Source organism: Mesorhizobium sp. B2-6-4 (genome assembly GCF_006441495.1).
Lineage (GTDB): Bacteria > Pseudomonadota > Alphaproteobacteria > Rhizobiales > Rhizobiaceae > Mesorhizobium.
The window spans coordinates 1-21601 of record NZ_VFUE01000029.1 but is presented as its reverse complement, the minus strand read 5'-3'; the positions used below and the strand labels follow the sequence as shown (position 1 = coordinate 21601).

General features: G+C 63.4%; 19 protein-coding genes and 1 pseudogene. 14 read left to right on the top strand and 6 right to left on the bottom strand.

The genetic code is table 11. The annotated features are described in order from the left end of the window. Positions 1-9: 9 nt before the first annotated feature. Entirely contained in the window at positions 10-879 is an 870-nt protein-coding gene (locus tag FJ426_RS28635) for an AraC family transcriptional regulator (protein WP_140559786.1), read from the bottom strand. Between the two features lie 49 nt (positions 880-928). On the opposite strand from FJ426_RS28635, the gene FJ426_RS28630 reads away from it, so the two are divergent. The 5 genes from FJ426_RS28630 to FJ426_RS28610 all read left to right on the top strand — a co-directional run bounded on the left by FJ426_RS28630 (position 929) and on the right by FJ426_RS28610 (position 4955). Then, positions 929-1336: a DUF2000 family protein gene (locus tag FJ426_RS28630; protein WP_140512837.1), complete on the top strand. Its 408-nt coding sequence runs from the start codon at positions 929-931 to the stop codon at positions 1334-1336. Positions 1337-1509: 173 nt separating this feature from the next. Next, the gene (locus tag FJ426_RS28625; RefSeq protein WP_181165295.1) at positions 1510-2394 is read left to right on the top strand and encodes a DMT family transporter; all 885 of its coding nucleotides are present in this window, start codon (positions 1510-1512) and stop codon (positions 2392-2394) included. Between the two features lie 67 nt (positions 2395-2461). Then, positions 2462-3484: a LacI family DNA-binding transcriptional regulator gene (locus FJ426_RS28620; RefSeq protein ID WP_140501249.1), complete on the top strand. Its 1023-nt coding sequence runs from the start codon at positions 2462-2464 to the stop codon at positions 3482-3484. Next, positions 3481-4464, top strand: a complete 984-nt coding sequence (locus tag FJ426_RS28615; protein WP_140559785.1) for a 2-hydroxyacid dehydrogenase — start codon at positions 3481-3483, stop codon at positions 4462-4464. The genes FJ426_RS28620 and FJ426_RS28615 overlap by 4 nt, the downstream gene beginning before the upstream one ends. 86 nt (positions 4465-4550) lie before the next feature. Continuing rightward, a complete protein-coding gene (locus FJ426_RS28610; RefSeq protein ID WP_140559784.1) occupies positions 4551-4955 on the top strand; it encodes a hypothetical protein in 405 nt (134 codons plus the stop codon). On the opposite strand, the gene FJ426_RS28605 is transcribed toward FJ426_RS28610, so the two are convergent. Next, complete coding sequence (locus FJ426_RS28605; protein ID WP_140513543.1) at positions 4956-5729, bottom strand: gamma-glutamyl-gamma-aminobutyrate hydrolase family protein; 774 nt, start codon at positions 5727-5729, stop codon at positions 4956-4958. 262 nt (positions 5730-5991) lie between these two features. Here FJ426_RS28605 and FJ426_RS28600 point away from each other — a divergent pair, with 262 nt between their 5' ends. Beyond that, on the top strand, positions 5992-7101 hold the full coding sequence (locus FJ426_RS28600) for a TRAP transporter substrate-binding protein (protein WP_140525590.1): 1110 nt from the start codon (positions 5992-5994) through the stop codon (positions 7099-7101). Positions 7102-7248: 147 nt separating this feature from the next. Here the strand turns inward: FJ426_RS28600 and FJ426_RS28595 are convergent, their stop codons facing one another. The 4 genes from FJ426_RS28595 to FJ426_RS28580 form a co-directional block, all read right to left on the bottom strand. Then, the gene (locus tag FJ426_RS28595; RefSeq protein ID WP_140559783.1) at positions 7249-8277 is read right to left on the bottom strand and encodes a zinc-dependent alcohol dehydrogenase family protein; all 1029 of its coding nucleotides are present in this window, start codon (positions 8275-8277) and stop codon (positions 7249-7251) included. Positions 8278-8296: 19 nt separating this feature from the next. Next, the gene (locus tag FJ426_RS28590; protein ID WP_181167623.1) at positions 8297-10093 is read right to left on the bottom strand and encodes a TRAP transporter large permease subunit; all 1797 of its coding nucleotides are present in this window, start codon (positions 10091-10093) and stop codon (positions 8297-8299) included. Then, entirely contained in the window at positions 10090-10674 is a 585-nt protein-coding gene (locus tag FJ426_RS28585) for a TRAP transporter small permease subunit (RefSeq protein ID WP_140501131.1), read from the bottom strand. Before FJ426_RS28585 ends, FJ426_RS28590 begins: the two co-directional genes overlap by 4 nt. A 291-nt stretch (positions 10675-10965) precedes the next feature. Then, the gene (locus tag FJ426_RS28580; protein ID WP_140512846.1) at positions 10966-11871 is read right to left on the bottom strand and encodes a branched-chain amino acid ABC transporter permease; all 906 of its coding nucleotides are present in this window, start codon (positions 11869-11871) and stop codon (positions 10966-10968) included. 150 nt (positions 11872-12021) lie between these two features. Here FJ426_RS28580 and FJ426_RS28575 point away from each other — a divergent pair, with 150 nt between their 5' ends. The 8 genes and pseudogenes from FJ426_RS28575 to FJ426_RS28540 form a co-directional block, all read left to right on the top strand. Continuing rightward, the gene (locus FJ426_RS28575) at positions 12022-12636 is read left to right on the top strand and encodes a CGNR zinc finger domain-containing protein (protein ID WP_140559782.1); all 615 of its coding nucleotides are present in this window, start codon (positions 12022-12024) and stop codon (positions 12634-12636) included. Further along, a complete protein-coding gene (locus FJ426_RS28570; protein WP_140558751.1) occupies positions 12611-13162 on the top strand; it encodes a hypothetical protein in 552 nt (183 codons plus the stop codon). The genes FJ426_RS28575 and FJ426_RS28570 overlap by 26 nt, the downstream gene beginning before the upstream one ends. 220 nt (positions 13163-13382) lie before the next feature. Beyond that, positions 13383-16859, top strand: a complete 3477-nt coding sequence (locus tag FJ426_RS28565) for an indolepyruvate ferredoxin oxidoreductase family protein (RefSeq protein WP_140559781.1) — start codon at positions 13383-13385, stop codon at positions 16857-16859. 136 nt (positions 16860-16995) lie between these two features. Next, a complete protein-coding gene (locus FJ426_RS28560) occupies positions 16996-19311 on the top strand; it encodes an EAL domain-containing protein (RefSeq protein ID WP_140525585.1) in 2316 nt (771 codons plus the stop codon). A gap of 339 nt (positions 19312-19650) precedes the next feature. Continuing rightward, positions 19651-20418: a hypothetical protein gene (locus FJ426_RS28555; RefSeq protein ID WP_140501119.1), complete on the top strand. Its 768-nt coding sequence runs from the start codon at positions 19651-19653 to the stop codon at positions 20416-20418. Between the two features lie 113 nt (positions 20419-20531). Next, the gene (locus FJ426_RS28550) at positions 20532-20681 is read left to right on the top strand and encodes a DUF3096 domain-containing protein (RefSeq protein ID WP_140501117.1); all 150 of its coding nucleotides are present in this window, start codon (positions 20532-20534) and stop codon (positions 20679-20681) included. Positions 20682-20894: 213 nt separating this feature from the next. After that, the gene (locus tag FJ426_RS28545) at positions 20895-21119 is read left to right on the top strand and encodes an aa3-type cytochrome c oxidase subunit IV (protein WP_140501115.1); all 225 of its coding nucleotides are present in this window, start codon (positions 20895-20897) and stop codon (positions 21117-21119) included. 87 nt (positions 21120-21206) lie between these two features. Continuing rightward, positions 21207-21601: pseudogene (locus FJ426_RS28540) on the top strand (NAD(P)(+) transhydrogenase (Re/Si-specific) subunit alpha); the annotation flags it as partial.

Below are 21601 nucleotides of genomic sequence, written 5' to 3'. Positions count from 1 at the left end.
TCCCGGTGATCAGGCCGCCGCGGCGGACCCACGGATCAGCGAAGACCAGCGTCCCGGCGTCATGCCGAATGCCTTCTTGAATTGCCTGTTGAAGTGGCTTTGGTCGCTGAAACCGGCCTCGGCCGCGATCTGTGCCAGCGGCTCGCCGGCGGCGATCATGCGCCGCGCGCGCTGAAGCCGGCGCATCAAAAGGAAACGATGCGGGCTGGTGGAGAAAGCGGCGCGGAAATGCCTGGACAAGGCATAGCGGTCGAACCCGGTAACCGCCTCCAACTCGTCGGATCGCACGGGCCGGGCAGAGTTTTCCGTGAGATAGTCGCGCGCCAGAGCGGCCGCCCGCCAGGCCGTTCCCGGCACCGCTCTCGCCGGCTGGCCGGCATGGCGGGCGAGCCCTTGCAGCAGTTGCGCCAGGAAGTCGGCGACGAACAGCTCGTCGAGTTCCTCCTCCAGTGGACCCAGCGCCGAAAGCAAGGTCGCGCGCAGGCGTTCGTCCGCCACCACGGCTTGCCCGACGAAAGGCAACGATGCGCCACCGAGGCAGTCCAGCATCAGCGACGGTTCCAGATAGAGGATCCTGTAGCGCAGCCTGTCCTCGGTTCCCGCGCCGCCATCATGCAGTTCGTCGGGATGCAGGACGATGATCTGGCCGGGCAGGCTATGCCGCGCGGCCCCGCGATAGCGAAAGCTCTGCACGCCTTGCAGCGTCACCCCGATCGCATAGGTGTCGTGGCGATGCAGGTCGAAGGCGCTGCCGTGGAATCGCGCCTCGATGCGCTCCATGCCGGCGGGGTCGCGGGCGGCAATGATGCAGTTTTCCGCAGCCTCCGCGCACAAACGTCCAAGACCCTGGAACGCCTGGCTGCCTAGATCGAGCGACATCGCTTCCTTTCGCCTTGAAAGGGGCACAACCCCGAATGGTCACTGTCTCATGTTCGATACGAAATTTGCAATCGTGCTCAGGGATGATCTGCCGGTCTGGCAAAAACTCAACGTCACCGCATTCCTGACCAGCGGCGTCGTCGCGCAGTTCCCCGATATCATCGGCGAGCCCTATCGTGACCGCGCCGGCAATGTCTACAACCCGCTGTCGATCCAGCCCGTCATCGTGCTGTCCGCCGACCAGGTGACACTCGGCGCGATCCACAGCCGCGCCCTGGAGCGCGGAGTAACGAGCTCGCTCTATGTCGAGGAGATGTTCTCGACCGGGTTCGACGCCGCCAACCGCGCCGTCTTCGCCGAATTCGCGCCGGAAGACGCCAAGGTTGTCGGCATCGCATTACGCGCCGACAAGAAGACGGTCGACAAGATCACCAAGGGTGCTCGCATGCATCCCTGACGACCCGGGCCTGAGCCTGTCCGCAGCTCTTGTTGTGCCAGCCGCTTTTGGCTTGCCGCACGCCCGCAATTGCCGCAAAAGGTGGGCCTCAGCCCAGCTTTCCATCCGGCCTGCAAGTGAGTGCTCCCCAAACATCTTCAGAAAGCGCGACGCCGCCGGTGGCGATCCTGTGCATGCTTTCCACCTATGTCTTCTTCACCTTTCTCGACACCAGCAGCAAATACCTCGTCCTAGCCGGCGTCTCCGCGCTTGTCGTCGCCTGGGTGCGCTTTGCCGTGCATGTCGTGCTGGTCGGCGCGCTGTTGCGCGGCTGGCGTGAACCGGCGCGGTTCCGTCCGGCCAACCTGCCGGCTCATGTCCTGCGCGGGCTGTTCCTGTTCGGCTCGACCATCTTCAACGTGCTGGCGCTGCGGTCCCTGCAACTGGCCGAGACGACATCGATCTATTTCTTCGGGCCGATGGTCATCACCGCACTTGCCGGCCCGCTGCTTGGCGAATGGGCGGGCTGGCGGCGGTGGCTGGCGATCCTGGCCGCGTTCGCCGGGGTTCTGATCATCACAAGGCCGGGGGTCGGCGTTTTCGGCATCGGCCATCTGTTCGCGCTCGGCTCGATGCTGTCGAACTGCTTCTATGTGATCATGACCCGGCGCATGTCGGCGACCGAGACATCGGAAAGCCTCATCCTGTTTTCGGCACTGGCCCCGGCGGTGGTGCTCCTGCCCATGCTGCCGTTCTCGTTTTCCCTGCCGCATGATGGCTGGCACTGGTTCATCCTGCTCATGCTCGGCGTCTTTGGCGGCGTCGGTCATTGGCTTCTGGTGCAGGCCTATCGCATGGCCACCACCACCGCGCTCGCCCCCTATCCCTATTCGCAGATGGTGTGGATGATCCTTTCCGGGCTCATCGTCTTCAAGCAGTTCCCCGACCGCTGGACGCTCGTCGGCGCCGCCGTCATCGTCGCCAGCGGTCTCTACATCGTTCATCGCGAGCACCGGCTGCGCCTGCGCAATCGTGCGGTGCTGGACGTCGAGGCGGAAGCGCTGGCAAAAAAACTTTGATTTAGCCTCGAAGGGTGGCATAAGGCCGCCTTTAAACAGTTTAAAAAAACGACGGGGGAGGGGAAGGCTGGCACAGAAGATCAAGCTGTCGACGATCGCGGATGCGCTCGGCGTGTCCACGGCCACGGTATCGCTGGCGCTGCGCGACAGCCCGCTGGTGGCAGGCGGCACCCGTGACCGCATCAAGGAACATGCCCGCGCCATCGGCTACATCTACAACCGCCGTGCCGCCAGCCTGCGTACCTCGCGTTCGGGCATTGTCGGCGTCGTCGTGCATGACATCATGAACCCGTTCTTCGCCGAGATACTGCGCTCGATCGAAAGCGAGCTCGACCGCAGCCGCCAGACCTTCATCCTGTCCAATCACTACGACCAGCTCGAGAAGCAGCGCACTTTCATCGACACGCTTTTGCAGCTCGGCGCCGACGGCGTCATCATGTCGCCGGCCATCGGCACTCCGGCCTCGGATATTCTGATGGCCGAGGAAAACGGCCTGCCGGCGGTGCTGATCGCGCGCACCGTCGAGGGCGCCGACGTGCCGGTTTTTCGCGGCGACGATGCCTACGGCACGGGGCTTGCCACCAATCACCTGATCTCGCTCGGCCACAAGCGCATCGCCATGATCGGCGGCACCGACCAGACCTCGACCGGCCGCGATCGCTACCAGGGCTATGTCAACGCCATGGAGGCCGCCGGGCTGGAAGTGCGGCCGGCCTGGCGCATCCCCGGCCCGCGCACCAAGCAGGCTGGCTTCGAGGCCGCCGGACAGTTTCTGGCCCTGAAGGACAAGCCGACAGCCGCCTGCTGCTGGAACGACCTCGTCGCCATCGGCCTGATGAACGGCATCGCGCGCGCCGGCCTGGTGCCCGGCCTAGACATATCGGTCACCGGCTACGACGATCTCGAGGAGGCGGCAATCGCCACGCCGGCGCTGACCACCGTGTGGAACGGTCAGCGCGAGGTTGGCCGCCGCGCCGCCAGCGCCCTGCTCGACAAGCTGAACGGGCAGACGGTGCGGCCCTCTCAGGAACTGATCAAGCCGGAACTGCATGTGCGACAGTCGACCGGCAAGCCGGTGGAGCGTGCATGACAAGGCCCGAGCAACTGCAAACCGTCGCCATCCTGGTGCCGGGGCATTTCAACGACCACGCGGTCGAGCGCATCGACCGGACATTCAGGCGTGTCGGGATCGAGCGCGCCGAGCCGTCCCTGGTCACCGATGATATGCGCGACAACGTGCGCGCCATCGCCTCGTTCGGCGGCATCAGCGCGGCCTTCATGGATGCATTGCCGAAGCTTGAGATCGTCGCCAGTTTCGGCGTCGGCTATGATTCGGTCGATGCCCGCCACGCTGGCGATCACGGCATCATGGTCACCAACACGCCGGATGTGCTGACCGAGGAGGTCGCCGACACCGCCATCGGCCTGCTGATCAACACCGTGCGCGACCTGCCGCGCGCCGAAACCTGGCTGCGCGACGGCAGCTGGCAGCGCAAGGGCAACTATCCCTTGAGCCGGCTTACCTTGCGCGGCCGCAGCGCCGGCATTTTCGGCATGGGCCGCATCGGGCTCGCTATTGCCCGCCGGCTGGAGGCGTTCGGATTGCCCGTCGCCTATCACAACCGGCGCCGGGTCGAGGGCCTGTCCTATCCCTATCATCCGACGCTGAAGGGCCTCGCCGAAACAGTCGACACGCTGATTTCGGTGGTCCCGGGCGGCGCCTCGACGGAAAAGGCGGTCGATGCCGAGATACTGTCGGCGCTTGGCGCCAACGGCGTCTTCATCAATATCGGGCGCGGCAGCACGGTCGACGAGGCGGCGCTTGCGACAGCCCTCGCCAAGGGCACTATCGCCGCCGCCGGGCTCGATGTCTTCGCCGACGAACCGAACGTGCCGCGGGCGCTGCTTGACGCGACCAATGCCAGTCTGTTGCCGCATGTCGGTTCGGCGTCGGAGCACACACGTCGCGCCATGGCGGATCTGTGCGTCGACAATCTGGTGTCCTGGTTCAGCGAGCGCCGGTCGATCACACCTGTGCCCGAGACCGCGCATGTGAAGGCGCGCGGCTGAGCGGTCGGGCTGCCATATTTATTAACGTCAGCTTAACCCTTTGAAATCATTCTTCATCCTGTCCGTACGCATGGATGAGGATCACCATGAAAACGCTTTCCGTACTGATCGGAGCCGCCGCCCTGTTTGGCGGCGTTCAGCTGTTTCATGGCGGCACTGGCGAAAGCGTCGCTGAAGAGGCCGCGCCGCCCGACACCTACAGGCTGGTCGCCAATGGTGATGAGGGGGTTTGCGCAATCAAACGCGGCGCCACCGTCTCGGACGGCCTGTCGCTTTTGACGGTGGCTCCGAACTGCCGCCGACTCATGCCAGGCATCGAGCGGGCGAAATTCTGGCGCGAGCAGGAGGACGGCACGGTCGCCTTCAGCGTCAACGGCGTCGATCCGATCGTCACCTTCGCGGTCGCCGATGGCGACGGATTCGAATCCTACGCTCCTGCACTGCCGCTGCTGTCGCTGGCGGCCGCCGGGGACCCGAGCACCGACGACTGATTACTCCGCCGCCGCGCGGGCGCCGGCCTTGGCAGCCGCATGCAGGCGAACCGCGTCGCCGAAGGCCCGGAAGATCTTGGCCGAGTTACTATCCGACTTGACCCAGTATTCGGGATGCCACTGGACACCGACCGCGAAAGCGCGGGCATCCTTTACAGAGACCGCCTCGACGGTGCCGTCGTCGGCCACGGCTTCGATCTGCAGCTTCGAACCAAGCCGGCCGATTGCCTGGCGGTGCAAAGAGTTGACCTTCATGTCGCCGGCCCCAAACACACTGGCCAGGCAACTGCCCGCCTTGATCGAAACGGTCTGGTGAATCGCGAAACGTTCGTCCTGATTGTCGCTCACCGGCGCGCGGTGGTCGAGCGAGCCTTCACGCTCCTGGATTTCAGTGCCCAGCGTGCCGCCCAGCGCCACGTTCATCTCCTGGATGCCGCGGCAGATGGCAAGCAGCGGCACGCCACGCTCGATCGCTTTGCGAATCAGCGGCAAGGTGGTGGCGTCGCGTGCCGGGTCATAGGGGCCGTTCGCCTCGCTGGCATCGCCGCCATAGAGCGAGGGGTCGACATTGGATTTCGAGCCGGTCAGCATGACGCCGTCGACCGACGACAGCAGCTCATCGAAATCGAGCCGATCGCCGAACGAGGGCACCAGCACCGGAAACACGCCGGCGCCGGCGATCGCCGCCTCCAGATATTGCTGTGGGGCGGCATGCCAGGTGTAGTTGTCGAATTGACGGACGTCGGTCGATATGGCGACGAGCGGCTGCTGCATTTTGGCTTTGTTTTCCATCTGGGCCGGGGAATCCTGCCTTCAAAATAGGCGATCCCAGCACATTTTTCCATGACAAGTTTCGGTCCGTCGGATGGGCCACCAAACGGCCCGTTAGACTATAGTTGCAAGGCCCTGCGCACACGCCGTCAAATCAGGCCGCCACGCTGGACTCGACTCCTTGCCCGTGTATTGTTTCGCCCAGCCGTGCGGGGCATCGAGCATGCGCCGCACGTCGGTTTGTTGATCCAAAAGGGAGGACTTCATGGATCGTCGTTCATTCATCCGCAAGGCCGGGACGACCGGCGTTGGCGCCGCTGTGGCCGCCGCCACGCTCGCCGCGCCGGCCATAGCCCAGTCCAATCCAAAGGTGACCTGGCGGCTGGCGTCGTCCTTTCCCAAATCGCTCGACACGATCTATGGCGGCGCCGAGGTCTTCTCAAAGATGCTTTCGGAAGCCACCGACGGCAACTTCCAGATACAGGTCTTCGCCGCTGGCGAGCTGGTGCCCGGCCTTCAGGCGGCCGACGCCACGACCGCCGGCACGGTCGAGGCCTGCCACACGGTGGCATATTATTACTGGGGCAAGGATCCGACCTGGGCGCTGGGCGCGGCGGTTCCGTTCTCGCTCAACGCGCGCGGCATGAATGCCTGGCACTATCATGGCGGCGGCATCGACCTGTTCAACGAATTTCTCGCCACGCAAGGCTTGTTCGGCCTGCCTGGCGGCAATACCGGCGTGCAGATGGGCGGCTGGTTCCGCAAGGAGATCAACACGGTGGCCGACCTTTCCGGCCTCAAGATGCGCATCGGCGGCTTCGCCGGCAAGGTTGTGCAGAAGCTCGGCGTCGTGCCGCAGCAGATCGCCGGCGGCGACATCTACCCGGCGCTCGAAAAGGGCACCATTGACGCAGCCGAATGGGTCGGCCCCTATGACGACGAGAAGCTCGGCTTCTATAAGGTTGCGCCCTACTACTACTATCCAGGCTGGTGGGAAGGCGGCCCGACCGTCCACCTGATGTTCAACAAGGCGAAATACGAAGAGCTTTCGCCGACTTACAAGTCGCTGCTGCATACCGCCGCGCAAGCCGCCGATGCCAACATGCTGCAGAAATACGACTATCTCAATCCTGCGGCGGTGAAGCGGCTGGTGGCCGGCGGCGCCAAACTGCGTCCGTTCAGCCAGGAGATCATGTCCGCCTGCTTCGAGAAGGCCAATGAGGTCTACGCCGAAATGGAAGCCTCGAACGCGCCGTTTAAGAAGATCTGGGACTCGATCAAGGGCTTCCGTAAGGAGCACTATCTCTGGGCGCAGGTGGCCGAGTACAATTACGACACCTTCATGATGGTCCAGCAGCGCAACGGCAAGCTGTAAGGTTTTTCTGCCTCCTTTCGAAGACCCCGGACTCGGTAGTCCGGGGTTTATTCGTTGGGCGTCGGTGCTGGAAACATCGATAGTCGAAGGCGTCGAAACTTGCGCCGCAGGGCCGGGGGTCGAACGGGTTCGAAGCGACAGCGGCACTCAGCCTCGGTCCGGCACCACCACCACCTTGACCTCGCCGGCGGCAGGCGGGTTGGCGATTACCGCGGCGGCCTCTTCCAGCGGCACCTGCCTGGAGATCAGCCGGTCGATCTCGATCGCGCCCGAAGCGATCAGCTCGGCGGCGCGGCGGTGCGTGTAGGGATTGAGGAAGGAGCCGAGAACCTTCAACTCGCGAAACAGAAGATCGAAGGGCTCGAACGCCGCCTTCATGCCTTGCGGCACCACGCCGACAATGACGACCGTGCCGCCGGCCCTCGCCAGCCGCAGCGACTGCTCGACCGTTTCCTGGACACCGGCACATTCGAGCACCACGTCGACACCGCCGGGCACCAGTCCCGCTGGCCCGGAGATGGCATCGATGACGTCGGCGGCGCTTGCGTCGACCGTTGCCGTCGCGCCGAGCTCCTCGGCCAGTGCGCGCCGTGAGGCCTGTCGCGTCGACAGGATGATGGTCGTCGCCCCTGCAAGCCTTGCCAGTTGCACTGTGAGCAGGCCGATCACGCCGCCGCCAAGTATGGCGACCGAGGAGCCGGGCTTGATCTCGGCCAGATCCACGCCGTGGAGACAGCAGCCGAGCGGCTCGCAGAAGGCGCCGTGCGTCGGCTTCAAGTCCGCGGGCAGGATGAAGGCCTGTTTTTGCGGCAACACGACGTAGTCGGCGAAACCGCCGTCGCGATGGATGCCGATGGCATTGAGATTGCTGCACAAGTTAACGCGGCCGGCATGGCAATGGCGGCAGCGTCCGCAGGCGATGTTGGGGTCGCCGGTGACGCGGTCGCCGAGCGAGAAGCCGCTCACCGAATGTCCCATTGCCTCGACGATGCCGGAGAACTCATGGCCGGGTGTTACCGGCGGCCGGCAGGGAAACTCGCCGTGGAAGAGATGCCGGTCCGTGCCGCAGACGCCGCAGGACTCGATGCGCACCAGCAGATCGTCAGGCCCGGGAACCGGCTTGGCGACCTCGCGCAGCGTGATGCTGCCAACCGCTTCCAGCCGTACCGCTTTCATGATTTTGCGACCTCCGGCATCAGTTGAAGTTCGGCGGCTGCGACAGATCCGGCTGTGGTGCCGCCGGTTTGGCGGGCGCCGTGTCGCCGAAGTTCGGCGGTTGCGACAGGTCGGGTGCGGCAGGCGCGGCGGGCGGCGCGGCGCCAGTGGCGGGTGCGGTTCCGGTACCGGCCGGCGGCGTGCCGAGCGGCGTCAGTCCCGGCACCTCCGGCACCGTATAGTCGATCGTGCCGGAATCGACCGCTGTGCCCTTGTAGTGCATCACCATTTGCGGGAAGGCGATGGTGAGCCCGATCATGATCACCTGGATGCAGACGAACGGCACGGCGCCCCAATAGATCTGGCCCGTGGTCACCGGCGCGATCTGCTTGCCGGTCAAGCGGTCGAGATAGGGCACCCGGGCGGCGACCGAGCGCAGGTAAAACAGCGCGAAGCCGAAGGGTGGATGCATGAAGCTGGTCTGCATGTTGACGCCCAGAAGCACACCGAACCAGATCAGGTCGATGCCGAGCTTGTCGGCGGCCGGTGCCAGCAACGGCACGATGATGAAGGCCAGTTCGAAGAAATCGAGGAAGAAGGCAAGCACGAAGACCAGAATGTTGACGCCGATCAGGAAGCCGACCTCGCCGCCCGGCAGCGAGGTCAGGAGATGCTCGACCCAGATGTGGCCGTTGACGCCGTAGAAGGTGAGGGAGAAGACGCGCGCGCCGATCAGGATGAACAGCACGAAGGACGACAGCCTTGTCGTCGAAGCGAGCGCCTGCTTGACCACGTCGAGCGACAGCCGGCCTTTGATCGCCGCCATCGCCAGCGCGCCGACAGCGCCCATGGCGCCGCCCTCGGTTGGAGTGGCGATGCCAAGGAAAATGGTGCCCAGCACCAGGAAGATCAACGCCAATGGCGGGATCAGCACGATCACGACCTGCTGCGCCAGCCGCGACATCATGTTGATTTTCAGGCGCTGATCGGCGATCGCAACGATATAGATCACGGCCACGCCGATGCTGGCGCCGAGGATGTCGGCATTGTCGCCATGGGTCGGTGCGAGATAGCGGTAGGCCGCGTAGGAGATCGCCACCGTCGCCAGCAACGCCACCAGCAGCGACACGACGCCATGGCCGAGCGTGCGTGCTTCCAGCGGCAGCGCCGGCATCGAATTCGGCCGGACGATCGTCATGATCAGGATGTAGAGCATGTAGAGGCTGGTCAGCACGATGCCGGGGATCAGCGCGCCCGCATACATGTCGCCGACCGAGCGGCCGAGCTGGTCGGCGAGCACGATCAGCACCAGCGACGGCGGGATGATCTGGGCGAGCGTTCCGGACGCGGCGATGACGCCGGACGCCAGCCGGCGGTCATAGCCGTAGCGCAGCATGATCGGCAGCGAGATCAGCCCCATGGCGATGACCGATGCCGCCACCACGCCGGTCGTCGCGGCCAGCAGCGCGCCGACGAAGATCACGGCATAGGCAAGCCCGCCGCGGATCGGCCCGAACAGCTGGCCGATCGTATCGAGCAGGTCTTCCGCCATCCCCGATCGCTCGAGCACGATGCCCATGAAGGTGAAGAAAGGGATCGCCAGCAGCGTGTCGTTCGACATCACCCGGCTGCCGTAGAAATTATCCGGCAACGCATGCAGCAGCGGCCAGGCGAGATTGATCGAGCCGCCCGAATAGGGTGAGACCAGGACTCCGATGAAAAAGAACAAAAGTCCGTTGGCGGCGAGCGAGAAGGCGACGGGATAGCCGATCAGTAGGAAGAGGACCAGCGAGGCGAACATGATCGGCGCCATGTTCTGGGCGATGAACTCGATCACGAGCGCACCTCGTCGGCCAGTGCCTTGGCTTCGAGTTCCGCCTGCTCATGCGCCGATATGAACGGGGTCGGGTCGTCCATGTCGCCGCGCATGATGGCGATCTTCTTGATGATCTCGGAGATCCCCTGCAGCGCTAGCAGGAAGAAGCCGACCAGCAGGATCGCCTTTGCCGGCCAGATGATCAGCCCGCCGGAATTGTTCGACATTTCGCCGCTGCGGAACGACAGCGACACATACGGGACGAAATAGATCACCATCAGCGTCACGAACGGCATCAGGAAAAAGACATGGCCGAAAAGGTCGATCCAGTGCTGCACGCGGCGCGGGAACAGGCCATAGACGATGTCGATGCGGATATGGTCGTTCTGCTTCAGCGTGTAGGCCGCCGCCAGCATGAAGGCGGCGCCGAACAGGTACCATTGCAGCTCCAGCCACGCATTCGACGAGGTGTCGAACACCTTGCGGATGGTCGCGTTAGCGGCGCTCACTAGGATTGCCAGCAGGATCAACCACGATATCCATTTGCCGATGAACTCGTTCACACGGTCGATCGTCCTGGATAGAGCGAGAAGCCCTGCCATGCATTCCTCCCTTTTGTCCGAGGCGCGACGGCTCCCCGTTGTTTTACGCCGCGCCGCTGTGGCCTAACCGTATGCCGTGCGTGGCAGGACGGGTCAACACAGGAGCGGCGCTGTCAACGCGGTTGTGAGACGAGGAAGCCGACGAAGCGCAGGGCTGCGGCGCAGGGCTCGGAAAACCGGAACCGGCTTCCGGCAGGGTTCGTGGGCAAAATCAAAGCGTTAAGGCGGTCGTTTCGTTGCCGAAACAGGCTTATCGGTGGCAGGCGTCATGCAACCAAAGTCTGATGCGGATCACGCGATCTTGGTCTGGTCGCGGCCAGCGCCGATCAGCACCAGCATGGCGACGAGGAACAGGTACATCCATGCGTCGCGCCATTCCACCGGGAAATAGCCGGCCCACAGCGACTCGGCCATGCCGAAGGCGGCAGCGCCCAGGGCCGCCCGCGGCGGTGAGAGATAGCCGCCGACCGCCGTCACGAACAGGATCTTCAGCCCGTAGACGAGGCCGGAACCGAAACTGACATTGCCGTAATAGAGGCCGGCCATGACGCCGGCCAGCGCGGCGCAGAAACCGCCGAACAGCACTGCGTGGCGGAACACGGCGCGCACATCGACGCCGCACATGGCGGCCGCCTTGGGATCGTCGGAGACGGCGCGCCAGCGCCGGCCGAAATTCGAATGGGCAAAGCCCCAAGCCGCAAGCGCCACCGCCCCCAGCACCACGGCGCAATCGAGCAGCTGGATCAGCGTCAATGTCGCCTTGAAGCCGGCATTCTGCGCGAAAACGACAGGTTGCGCCAGCATAGGCGGCAGCCACAAATCATGCGTGTCGGCGGCGATGCGGCCTGCTTCCGACAAAACCAGCAGGATGCCAAGCGTGGTCACCACGATCGCGTTGGGCGAGCGGTCGGCCAGCGGTTCGAAGACGCTGCGCGACAGGACGCAGCTGATAAGCGCGGCGTAGAGGAAAGCCGCTGCGATGCCGAGCACCACCGCCGCCGTCAGCGTCAGCCACAGCACCTGGTAGCCGAAGGCGGCGGTCAGGATCATCGTCTGTCCGCAAAAGGCGAACAGCGCGCCATAGGCCAGGTTGGTGCGGTGCAGGATACCGTTGGTCAGCACATAGCCGAACGCCAGCAGCGCATAGAGTGCGCCTGAATGCAGCCCGTTCAGGACCTGCTGGAACAGATACAGCATGCGAAAATCCTCGGGGCATGTCGCCCAAAGCGCATAGCGGTTTTGGGACGACGATACGCTCCAGACAGAGAGCGGCAATACCCGCTTCAGGGCAGACTTGCATCGTCGAATCTAACTTGTCAAATGCCATTTATCAGTTAGATTTCGGACATGACGGTATCCTGGACCCCGCACCGCTTCACCGGCGGCCTGCTCGCGCTCGACACGGCGAACACCGTCGTGCTGCGTGCTGATCCGGAGAGGACCTTCGACCGTTTTGACGATCCGCGCGAGATCGCCCACTTCGCGGACGCGGCGAGCGGCTTTCGCGCCGCCGAGCTTGGCGGCAGGCGGCTGGCGGTCTCCGCGCCGGCTGCAATCGCGCCTGTCGTGCTGGCGATCCGCGAGGCGACGGACCGGTTGTTTCGCCACGCGGTGTCGAAAGGCACGGTCGCTACCGATCATCTCTCCGGCCTCCTGGCGGCCTGCGCCGACGGTCTTGCCGGCAGTCGGACCGAGATCGCAACGCCCGGAAAGCCGTTCGGCGATCCGGCAACGCCGATCGCATTCGAAGCGGCACTGGCGGTTTCCGCCCTGTCGCTGCTGCGCGAGGACACGGTCGCCAGGCTCAGGATCTGTCCCAACTGCACCTGGCTGTTCGTCGACCGCAGCCGTAATTCCAGCCGCCTTTGGTGCGACATGGCGGTCTGCGGCAACCGCCAGAAGGCAAGCCGCCACTATCGCCGCCGCAGGGCGGCCAATGAGGTCAACAATGTCCAGGATTAGCTCTCGTTCAGCCCTGCTCGGCATGGCGCTGATCGCGGCGATGGCGCTCGGCGCCTGCCGCGACACCGCTAAGGACGGTGAAGGCAAGTTGTTCGAGATTTCGGGCAAGATATTCGTCTTCAACTATCGTCTTGCCAGGGCGACCTATGTCGTGACGCTGCGGCCCCTGCGCCCGATGGGAGAGGGCCAGGTCGCGGTCGCCAGCTTCCAGGATCCGGCCGGCGGCGCGCCGTTGGTGGTCGAGCAGAAGGTCTGGCCCAAGCTCGACAAGGTGACGCTGGAGAGCCCGGCTTTGACCTGCGTCGTCAAGAACAAGCCTTATACGATCGCCATCGCTATCAAGGGTTCCGACGGCGCGGTCCTGCAGAAGATCGACACCACGCTGATGTCCACCGAAGACCAGTCCATCCTGCCCGACCGGCCGCTCGTCATTGACCAACTCTACACCGCCAATCCCGATCTCGTAGGCCACCCCGACGGCAAGCTGCCGGGCGAGCCGAAGCCCGACTGCTCCAAGGGGACCTGACGCTCGCCGCCAAGCCGAAAGGCAAGCGAAATTTTCGTACGCCGGACATTGCTCGCGGGGCGATTTCATACCGGGCAAGGGATGACGGCGGATCGTTCGTTGCGCGTTGCCTGGCACGTCCGATTTCGTTTGACCTGTCTTGCAAGGGGAGAAAGGATGCGTCATCCGATCCCGACGCTGGCTGCCTGCCCCCGCGCGGCCTCCGCAGAGGAAATGCCTGATGACGCTGCACGACGTCGCGCTCGACGACAAGTTCGACCTGGGGAAGGAACGCATCTTCCTGTCCGGCGCCCAGGCGGTCATCCGCATGCTGCTGATGCAGCGCGAGCGCGACCGCCGCGCGGGCCTGGACACGGCCGGCTTCGTCTCCGGCTATCGCGGTTCGCCGCTGGGCGGCCTCGACATGCAGCTGTGGAAGGCAAAAAAACAGCTCGCCCAAGCCGACATCGTCTTCCAGCCCGGACTTAACGAGGAACTCGCCGCTACCGCCTGCTGGGGATCGCAGCAGACGGAACTGCTGGGCGAAGGCACCCATGACGGCGTTTTTTCGGTTTGGTACGGCAAGGGTCCGGGGGTCGACCGCTCCGGCGACGTCTTCCGCCACGCCAATCTGGCCGGCTCGTCGAAACATGGCGGTGCGCTCGCTTTGATGGGCGACGACCACATGGCCGAATCCTCGACCAACGCGCATGCCACCGAATTCCTGTTCGTCGACGCCATGGTGCCGATCCTCAACCCGGCCGGTGTCCAGGAGATAATCGATTACGGGCTCTACGGTTTTGCCATGTCGCGCTTCGCCGGCACATGGGCGGCCATCAAATGCGTCAAGGACAACATCGAATCGACGGCCTCGGTCGATGCCTCGATCGAGCGTCTGAACATCGTTAATCCCGAGTTCGACATGCCGCCCGGCGGCCTCAACATCCGCCACGAGATCGACATGCTCGGCCAGGAGGAGCGGCTGCATGAGTACAAGCGCGCCGCCGCGTCGGCCTTCATCCATGCCAACGGGCTGAACCGCGTCGTCTTTACGGGCGGCCGCAATCCCAGGATCGGCATCATCACCATCGGCAAAAGCTATCTCGACGTCCGCCAGGCGCTCGAGGATATCGGCATCGACGAGGCGGCCGCCGGCCGCATCGGCGTGCGGCTGTTCAAAGTCGGTTGCCCCTGGCCGCTCGATTTCCAGCACATTGCCGAGTTCGCGCGCGGCCTCGACACCATCGTCGTCGTCGAGGAGAAGCGTTCGCTGATCGAGGTGCAGCTTCGCGAGAGCCTCTACGGCACCGCCACGCAGCCCGTCATCGTCGGCAAGAAGGACGAGCGCGGCGACTGGCTGTTTCCGGCCAAGGGCGCGCTCGACCCAAACGAGATCGCCATTGCCCTTGGCGAAAGGATCGTGAAAACCATCGGTCCGTCGGAAGAGATTTCAGCGCGGGTGGCGAAGCTGCGCCAGTTCCAGGCCATGCTCGCAGACGCGTCGGACATCGGCTCCCGCACGCCCTTCTTCTGTTCCGGCTGCCCACACAATTCCTCGACCAAGGTGCCGGATGGCTCGATCGCCGCGGCCGGCATCGGCTGCCATTTCATGGCGCTGTGGATGGACAGGAACACTGTCGGCTTCACCGCGATGGGCGGCGAGGGGGCGCAGTGGGTCGGCCAGGCGCCCTTTTCCAAGCGCGACCACATTTTCCAGAATCTCGGCGACGGCACCTACAACCACTCCGGCACGCTGGCGATCCGCTTCGCGCTGTCGTCGGGCGCCAACATCACCTATAAGATACTCTATAACGACGCGGTGGCCATGACCGGCGGCCAGCCGCATGAAGGCGGCCTGACGGTGGACATGATCGCCAGGCAGGTGCGAGCCGAAGGGATCGAGCGCATCGCCATCGTCACCGACGAACCCGACAAATATGCCGGCAAGGTCGAGTTCCCGGCCGGCGCCACCATCCATCACCGCGACGATCTCGATCTCGTCCAGCGCGAGCTGCGCGGCGTCAGCGGGGTTTCGATCCTGCTCTACGACCAGACCTGTGCCGCCGAAAAGCGCCGCCGTCGCAAGCGCGGAACCTTTCCCGATCCCGACAAGCGGGTCTTCATCAACGAACTGGTCTGCGAGGGCTGCGGCGACTGCGGCGTCCAATCGAACTGCGTCTCCATCCAGCCGGTGGAGACCGAGTTCGGCCGCAAGCGCCGGATCGACCAGTCGAGCTGCAACAAGGATTTTTCCTGCGTCAATGGCTTCTGCCCGTCCTTCGTCACGGTGCATGGCGCCAAGATCCGCAAGGCCGAAGGCATCGCCGGCAAGACCGATCCGCTCGACGGCGTTCCAGCAGCCGCCGAATTCCCGCTCGGCGAACAGGGCTGGGCGGCGATCATCGACGGCGTCGGCGGCACCGGCGTCGTCACCGTCGGCGCCGTGCTCGGCATGGCGGCTCATCTCGAAGGCAAGGGCTGCGGCATGATCGACATGGCCGGGCTTGCCCAGAAGGGCGGTTCGGTGTTCACCCATGTCCGCATCGCCCGCACGCCCGATGACATCCACGCCATCCGTGTCTCGGCCGGCAAAGCCGATCTCGTGCTCGGCTGCGATCTCGTCGTGTCGGGCGCCAAGAAGGTGCTGGCCGCGGTGCGCGAGGGCCACACCATCTTCCTCGCCAACACTGCCGAGATCATGCCGGGCGAGTTTGCCCGCTCGGCCGATTTCTCGCTGCCCATCGAGCGCTTGAAGAAGGCGATCCGCACTGCTGCCGGCGACGACAGGGCGCATTTCTTCGACGCTACCCGCACAGCCACCGTCCTGTTCGGCAATTCGCTGGGCGCCAACATGTTTATGCTCGGCTTCGCCTTCCAGCATGGCGGTCTGCCGCTGTCGGCCCAAGCCGTCGAAAAGGCGATCGAATTGAACGGCGAGGCGGTGGGGATGAACATCGCCGCCTTCCGCTGGGGCCGCCGCGCCGCGCATCAGCCGGACTTCGTGCGTGGCCTCGTCCAGCCGGGCAAGGACGGCCAAGCCGCCACCATTGCCCAGACGCTGGACGAAGTCATTGCCCGCCGGGTCGCTTTCCTTTCCGCCTATCAGAACGCCGCCTATGGCAAGCGCTACGCCGGCAGGATCGCTGCCCTGCGCGCGGCCGAAGCCAAGGCAGCGCCCGGTTCGAGCGCCGTGACGGAAGCGGCGGCCAGGAACCTGTTCAAGCTGATGGCGATCAAGGACGAATACGAGGTGGCGCGGCTCTATACCGACGGCTCCTTCGCCGCCGAACTCGGCAAGCAGTTCCAGAGTTACGAAAAACTCGAATTCCACCTGGCGCCGCCGGTTCTGGGCCGTCGCGGCAATGACGGCAAACCGAGGAAATCGAGCTTCGGTCCCTGGATGATGAAAGGGTTTCGCATGCTGGCGGCGATGAAGGGCCTGCGCGGGACAGCATTCGACCTGTTCGGCTACACCGCCGAGCGGCGCATGGAGCGGCAATTGCTGGCGCAATATGAGGCCGACCTGCAACGCGTCGCCAACTCGCTGGCGCCGGACACCATCGAGGCCGCCACGGCCCTCGTCTCGGTGCCGGCACTCATCCGCGGTTACGGCCATGTTCGGCAAGCCAGCGCTCAAAAGGCGGCCGGCGAGCGCCAAAGGCTGCTCGAGCGCCTGTCCGGCACGTCAGCGAGGGCGGAACTCCAGGCCGCCGAGTGATGGCCTTGTTTACCTAAAGCCCGATTCTCCCAGTCTGTCCTGCTTTGCGCGCCTTCGGTAAGCCGCCCAAAACCGCTGTTCTAAGCCTTTCTTAAGGCGGATGTGAGATGACGAGGCCTAGCGTTGGGCCGACGACATGGGCAGAACAAAGACCGAAAACATCCCAGCGGATGTTTATATCCAGTTTGTGCGGTCGTTGTTCGACAACGCCCACATGCTGGTGATCGGTGGCGTGTGCTACTGGATCCTCGGACTAATGATCTACTTGCGCACGAACAATCCGTTGTTCCTGGCTTTCTCTTTTGTTTTGCTGTCCATCTGCCTTTACCGCTATTTCGGCATTCGCGCCTTCCGGAAGGCAGGCGGTGTAATAGCCGACGTCCAAGAGGCGCATCGGTGGGAGCGCAACTACATCCTCAAGGGCAGCGTGCAGGGCCTCACATTGGGCGCACTGTGCTTCATATCGATCTATGTCTATCCCGATCCCTTTGCCGAACTGGCCGCGACGTCGCTGGCCATCGCGACCTTGGTGACGGTTGTTGGCCGGAACTACGGCTCTCCCATTATGGTGCGGGTTTTTTCCGTGACCTTCATTGGTCCGGCAGCACTTGCACTTTTGCTGCGCATGGATGTGCCTTCGGTCATTCTCGGGCTGATGATCATCCCGTTGACTTTCGTCACGATCAACAGCGCCGACCACGTCCGCGATGTGCTTTTCTCGGCCGTCATCGGCCACAAGGAAGCGAGGAAGCTCGCGCTCAGATTCGATCGCGCGCTCAATACCATGTCGCATGGTCTCGTCATGCTTGGCCCGGACGGTCGGGTGGCGGTCGCCAATGCCGAGGCCGCGCATCTGATGTCGCTCAAATCGGCCGATGCGCTGCTTGGGCGGTCAATCCATGGTCTCTTGATGCGCGGCGTCGTGGGCGGCATGCTGGCCCCAAAGGACTGCCGCTACATCGAAGCCCAGCTGACGCGTGCATTGCGCGAGGGCCGCGACCGTAAGGTCCTGGTTTCGCTCGCCAATGGCCAACATTACGAATTCTCCGCCCGCGAAGGCAGCCAGGAACTCGGAGTCATCACCTTCGAGGACGTGACGGCGCGCGTCGAGGCGGAAGACAAGATCCGCTTCATGGCCCGCTATGACAATCTCACCGGCCTGCCCAATCGCGCCTATTTCCACGAACTGATCGGCGAGGCGATGGCGTCAGGCGACCGTGACCGCCTCTGCGGCCTTGCCGTGCTCGACCTCGACGATTTCAAGAGCGTCAACGACACGCTCGGGCATCCGATCGGCGATGGATTGATCTACGCGGTGGCCGAGCGTCTTGCCGCCATTGCGGGACAAGGCATCACCGTCAGCCGCTTCGGCGGCGACGAATTCATGGTTTTCTTCGACCGTATAGAGGATGAAAGCCATCTGACCCTTCAGATCGACGAGATCTTTGCAGCGTTGCAAGGGGAGGTGGACGTCGCCGGCCACGGGCTGCGCATCCAGGCCAGCGCCGGCGCCGTGCTGTCGCGGGTCAGGGATACCGACGTCGACGCCATGATCGTCAAGGCGGACCTGGCGCTCTATAAGGCCAAGGAGCTCGGCAAGAACGGCTGGCGGCTGTTCGAGGCCGCCATGGACGCTGCGTTCCGCAACCGCCAGCTGATGAAGGCGGATCTGCGCAGCGCGGTGGAAGGCAAGGCCCTGCGCGTCGTTTACCAGCCGATCGTGGCGATGAGCACGATGCGCATCGCCAGCTGCGAGGCGCTGTGCCGATGGGACCATCCCGACCTCGGGCCGATTTCGCCCGGCATCTTCATTCCGCTGGCGGAGGAAATGGGCATCATTTCCGAGATTAGCACCTTCGTGCTGCAGGCAGCCTGCACCGAATGCGCCAAATGGCCGGACCACACCAGCGTCTCGGTCAATCTCTCCGCCAAGGATTTCCGCAACCGGGACGTCATCCAGAAGGTTCGCGACGCTCTGGTCAGCTCCGGCCTTGCCGCCGGCCGGCTGGAGATCGAGGTCACCGAAACTGCGCTGCTCGATGACAAGTCGCTGACACGTCAATATATCGAGGAACTGAAGCAGATCGGTGTGCGCATCGCACTTGACGATTTCGGTACCGGCTATTCGAGCCTGAGCTATCTGCATAAGCTGCCGCTCGACAAGATCAAGATCGATCGCTCCTTCCTGATGGACGTCACCCAGAGCAAGCGTTCGCTGGAGCTACTGAAGGGCATTGTCAATCTGTCGCGGCCGCTTGGACTTTCGGTGACTGTCGAAGGCGTCGAGACCTTTGAGCAGCTCAAGATCCTTGCCTTGCAAGTGAAACCGGATCTCGTGCAGGGCTTCCTGTTCGGTGCCGCGCTCAGTGCGTCGGGTATCGAGACGATGTCGAATGTCACCTGGCCATTTGCCGCTGACCTGCGTCGCACCGGTAAACGGACGGTCCGTTAGCGCCGTAATTTTCGACTTCGCTCGATTGGATTCCCCGCGCGTTGCGAATCGCAGACGCTCTTTGATGTCGAACTCAATCGTTCGATGAGAGGATACGGTTCCGCCGTGATTTTGCCTTTGCGCAATGCTGCTGAAAGGTCTTCCTCACTACGCAGATGTATCGGAGGCATGATCCACATCCTCTCAGTGGCAATCGCTCGGACGATTGCTCAGTAAGATATTCTCAAGCGGCTCCCGGCCATTAAGGTTAACGGAATGTAAATCAACAAGATCTAAATTTCGGCTTGTGTCTCATTTCAACTCGAATAGCCTATCCTAGGTCGAATTCGAGGACAGACGATGGATGCTGCAACAGCTACAAGGAATGCGTCTGGCGGGGTAAGCACAGCCGGGGATTCGGTGCTGAATCGATCGATGATGCAACTGCTTGAGCATGTCGATTATCGCCTCATTACCGGGGGCGAGGATTTGGAAGCGATTTACCGGCTTCGCTATAAGTCCTATCTGCGCTCCGGCATGTGCGGCCCGCTCGCCAGCGGCATGTTCGAGGATCGCTGGGACAATCTACCCAATTCCTACCGATTCGGTGTCTATTGCTACGGCGAATTGGTGAGCACAATCCGCTTCCATTACATTTCTATCGAGCACCCGAATTCGCCCTCCGTTGATGCCTATCCGGAAATACTGATCGAGCGGCTTGCCCGCGGAGAAACCTTCATCGACGGAACCCGCTTCGCAACCGATCCTGATGCCGCGCCGGCACCCGGAGTGCTGCCGTTTCTGACACTCAGGCTTGCCATGGTGGCCTCGCTCTATTTTGGCCAGAACTCTGTGCTGACGCCGGTCAAGGTCGAGCATTCCAATTTTTATTCTCGTTACTTCAATGCCGTGCAGAGGACCGAGGCTAAGGAGTTTCCGGGCGTTCTTACCCGGATCGCCCTGTTCGAAATCCCCGCCGGCGAAAATATGCGCCTGACGCTCGAACGTTTCCCATTCTTCAGGTCGACGCCCATGGAACAGCGGTTGATGTTCGCCAATCCGGCCATCAATCGGCTGACGCCCTTGTCTATCGTGCCGACGGCGAAATATTATCGTGAGGCCGCCTGAGGCCCCTGATTTTGCAAAGCTCCGGAGCTTTCCGGCCAGATCCGCGTTTGATGACGGCGGCGCGTTGACGCTCCGCGTCTTCATTTCGACGTATCTGCCAAAAGGACCCCGACATGCATATTTCCCAGCTCGCGCTCACGCCGCTTATCTCGCTGATCGCCGGGGTGCTGATCCTGGTCATGCCACGGCTGCTGAACTACATCGTCGCGCTCTATCTGATCATAGCCGGCCTGCTTGGATTGTTTCCGCACCTCGCCGGCTAAAGACGGACAGCGCGGTTGACGCGCCAGCCGGCTTCGTCCGGGATTGCGCGAAAACAAGCAGCCGGAGCGGTTCGGCGATTCTGCCGAACGCAGGGGCGCTTTGCTTCAAATTTCCCTTGAGGCAGTTGTAGGCTGCGATGCGGCAATAGCGCCATTGCTCTCGGCGCGGCTTTTCGCTATGTGCCTGAAAGATGTCTTCGAAGGGGTATTCCTATGGCTGAGCACACGCCGACCGGTCCTGTCGAACTGGGCGCGAAGATGGACTATGCCGAGCACGACCGCACCTATGCGGGCTTCCTCATGCTGGCCAAATACGGATCACTCTTCTGCGGCGCCATACTTCTGGCGATGGCTTTCGGTTTCTTCGCGGGCGGCTTCTTCTCGGCGACTATCCTGTTCGTCCTGATCATGGCCGTCGGCGCCTTCATTCTGCGATAGTCTTTCCAAAACCCCATTGCCTTTGACGTCGCCGGATGCCCCGGCCGACACTTTGCGCAAACAGGTTCCAGCCGAAAGGATCATGCGGTGGGACAGACGGTTTTCATCCCTCGTGAGCTCGATGCGAACGAGCCGCGCGTCGCGGCTTCGCCCGATACGGTGAAACGGCTGGCCGGCCTGGGTCTTGAAGTGGTTGTGGAGGCCGGTGCCGGCACACGGTCGCGCATTCCCGATGAGGAGTTCGCCAAGGCGGGCGCTTCGATCGGCAAGGCCGGCGATGTGGCCAAGGCCGACGTGATTCTGAAGGTGCGCCGGCCGACTGATGCGGAGCTGAAAAGCTACAAGTCAGGCGCTGCGGTCATCGCCATCATGGATCCGTATGGCAATGACGCCGCCGTCGCGGCACTGGCCAAGGCCGGGGTGACGGCCTTTGCGATGGAATTCATGCCGCGCATCACGCGCGCCCAGTCGATGGACGTCTT

Coding starts and splice junctions, on each gene's coding strand:
- FJ426_RS28635 (WP_140559786.1), bottom strand. CDS start 879: ATGTCGCTCGATCTAGGCAGCCAGGCGTTCCAGGGTCTTGGACGTTTG.
- FJ426_RS28630 (WP_140512837.1), top strand. CDS start 929: ATGTTCGATACGAAATTTGCAATCGTGCTCAGGGATGATCTGCCGGTC.
- FJ426_RS28625 (WP_181165295.1), top strand. CDS start 1,510: ATGCTTTCCACCTATGTCTTCTTCACCTTTCTCGACACCAGCAGCAAA.
- FJ426_RS28615 (WP_140559785.1), top strand. CDS start 3,481: ATGACAAGGCCCGAGCAACTGCAAACCGTCGCCATCCTGGTGCCGGGG.
- FJ426_RS28610 (WP_140559784.1), top strand. CDS start 4,551: ATGAAAACGCTTTCCGTACTGATCGGAGCCGCCGCCCTGTTTGGCGGC.
- FJ426_RS28605 (WP_140513543.1), bottom strand. CDS start 5,729: ATGCAGCAGCCGCTCGTCGCCATATCGACCGACGTCCGTCAATTCGAC.
- FJ426_RS28600 (WP_140525590.1), top strand. CDS start 5,992: ATGGATCGTCGTTCATTCATCCGCAAGGCCGGGACGACCGGCGTTGGC.
- FJ426_RS28595 (WP_140559783.1), bottom strand. CDS start 8,277: ATGAAAGCGGTACGGCTGGAAGCGGTTGGCAGCATCACGCTGCGCGAG.
- FJ426_RS28585 (WP_140501131.1), bottom strand. CDS start 10,674: ATGGCAGGGCTTCTCGCTCTATCCAGGACGATCGACCGTGTGAACGAG.
- FJ426_RS28580 (WP_140512846.1), bottom strand. CDS start 11,871: ATGCTGTATCTGTTCCAGCAGGTCCTGAACGGGCTGCATTCAGGCGCA.
- FJ426_RS28575 (WP_140559782.1), top strand. CDS start 12,022: ATGACGGTATCCTGGACCCCGCACCGCTTCACCGGCGGCCTGCTCGCG.
- FJ426_RS28570 (WP_140558751.1), top strand. CDS start 12,611: ATGAGGTCAACAATGTCCAGGATTAGCTCTCGTTCAGCCCTGCTCGGC.
- FJ426_RS28565 (WP_140559781.1), top strand. CDS start 13,383: ATGACGCTGCACGACGTCGCGCTCGACGACAAGTTCGACCTGGGGAAG.
- FJ426_RS28560 (WP_140525585.1), top strand. CDS start 16,996: ATGGGCAGAACAAAGACCGAAAACATCCCAGCGGATGTTTATATCCAG.
- FJ426_RS28555 (WP_140501119.1), top strand. CDS start 19,651: ATGGATGCTGCAACAGCTACAAGGAATGCGTCTGGCGGGGTAAGCACA.
- FJ426_RS28550 (WP_140501117.1), top strand. CDS start 20,532: ATGCATATTTCCCAGCTCGCGCTCACGCCGCTTATCTCGCTGATCGCC.
- FJ426_RS28545 (WP_140501115.1), top strand. CDS start 20,895: ATGGCTGAGCACACGCCGACCGGTCCTGTCGAACTGGGCGCGAAGATG.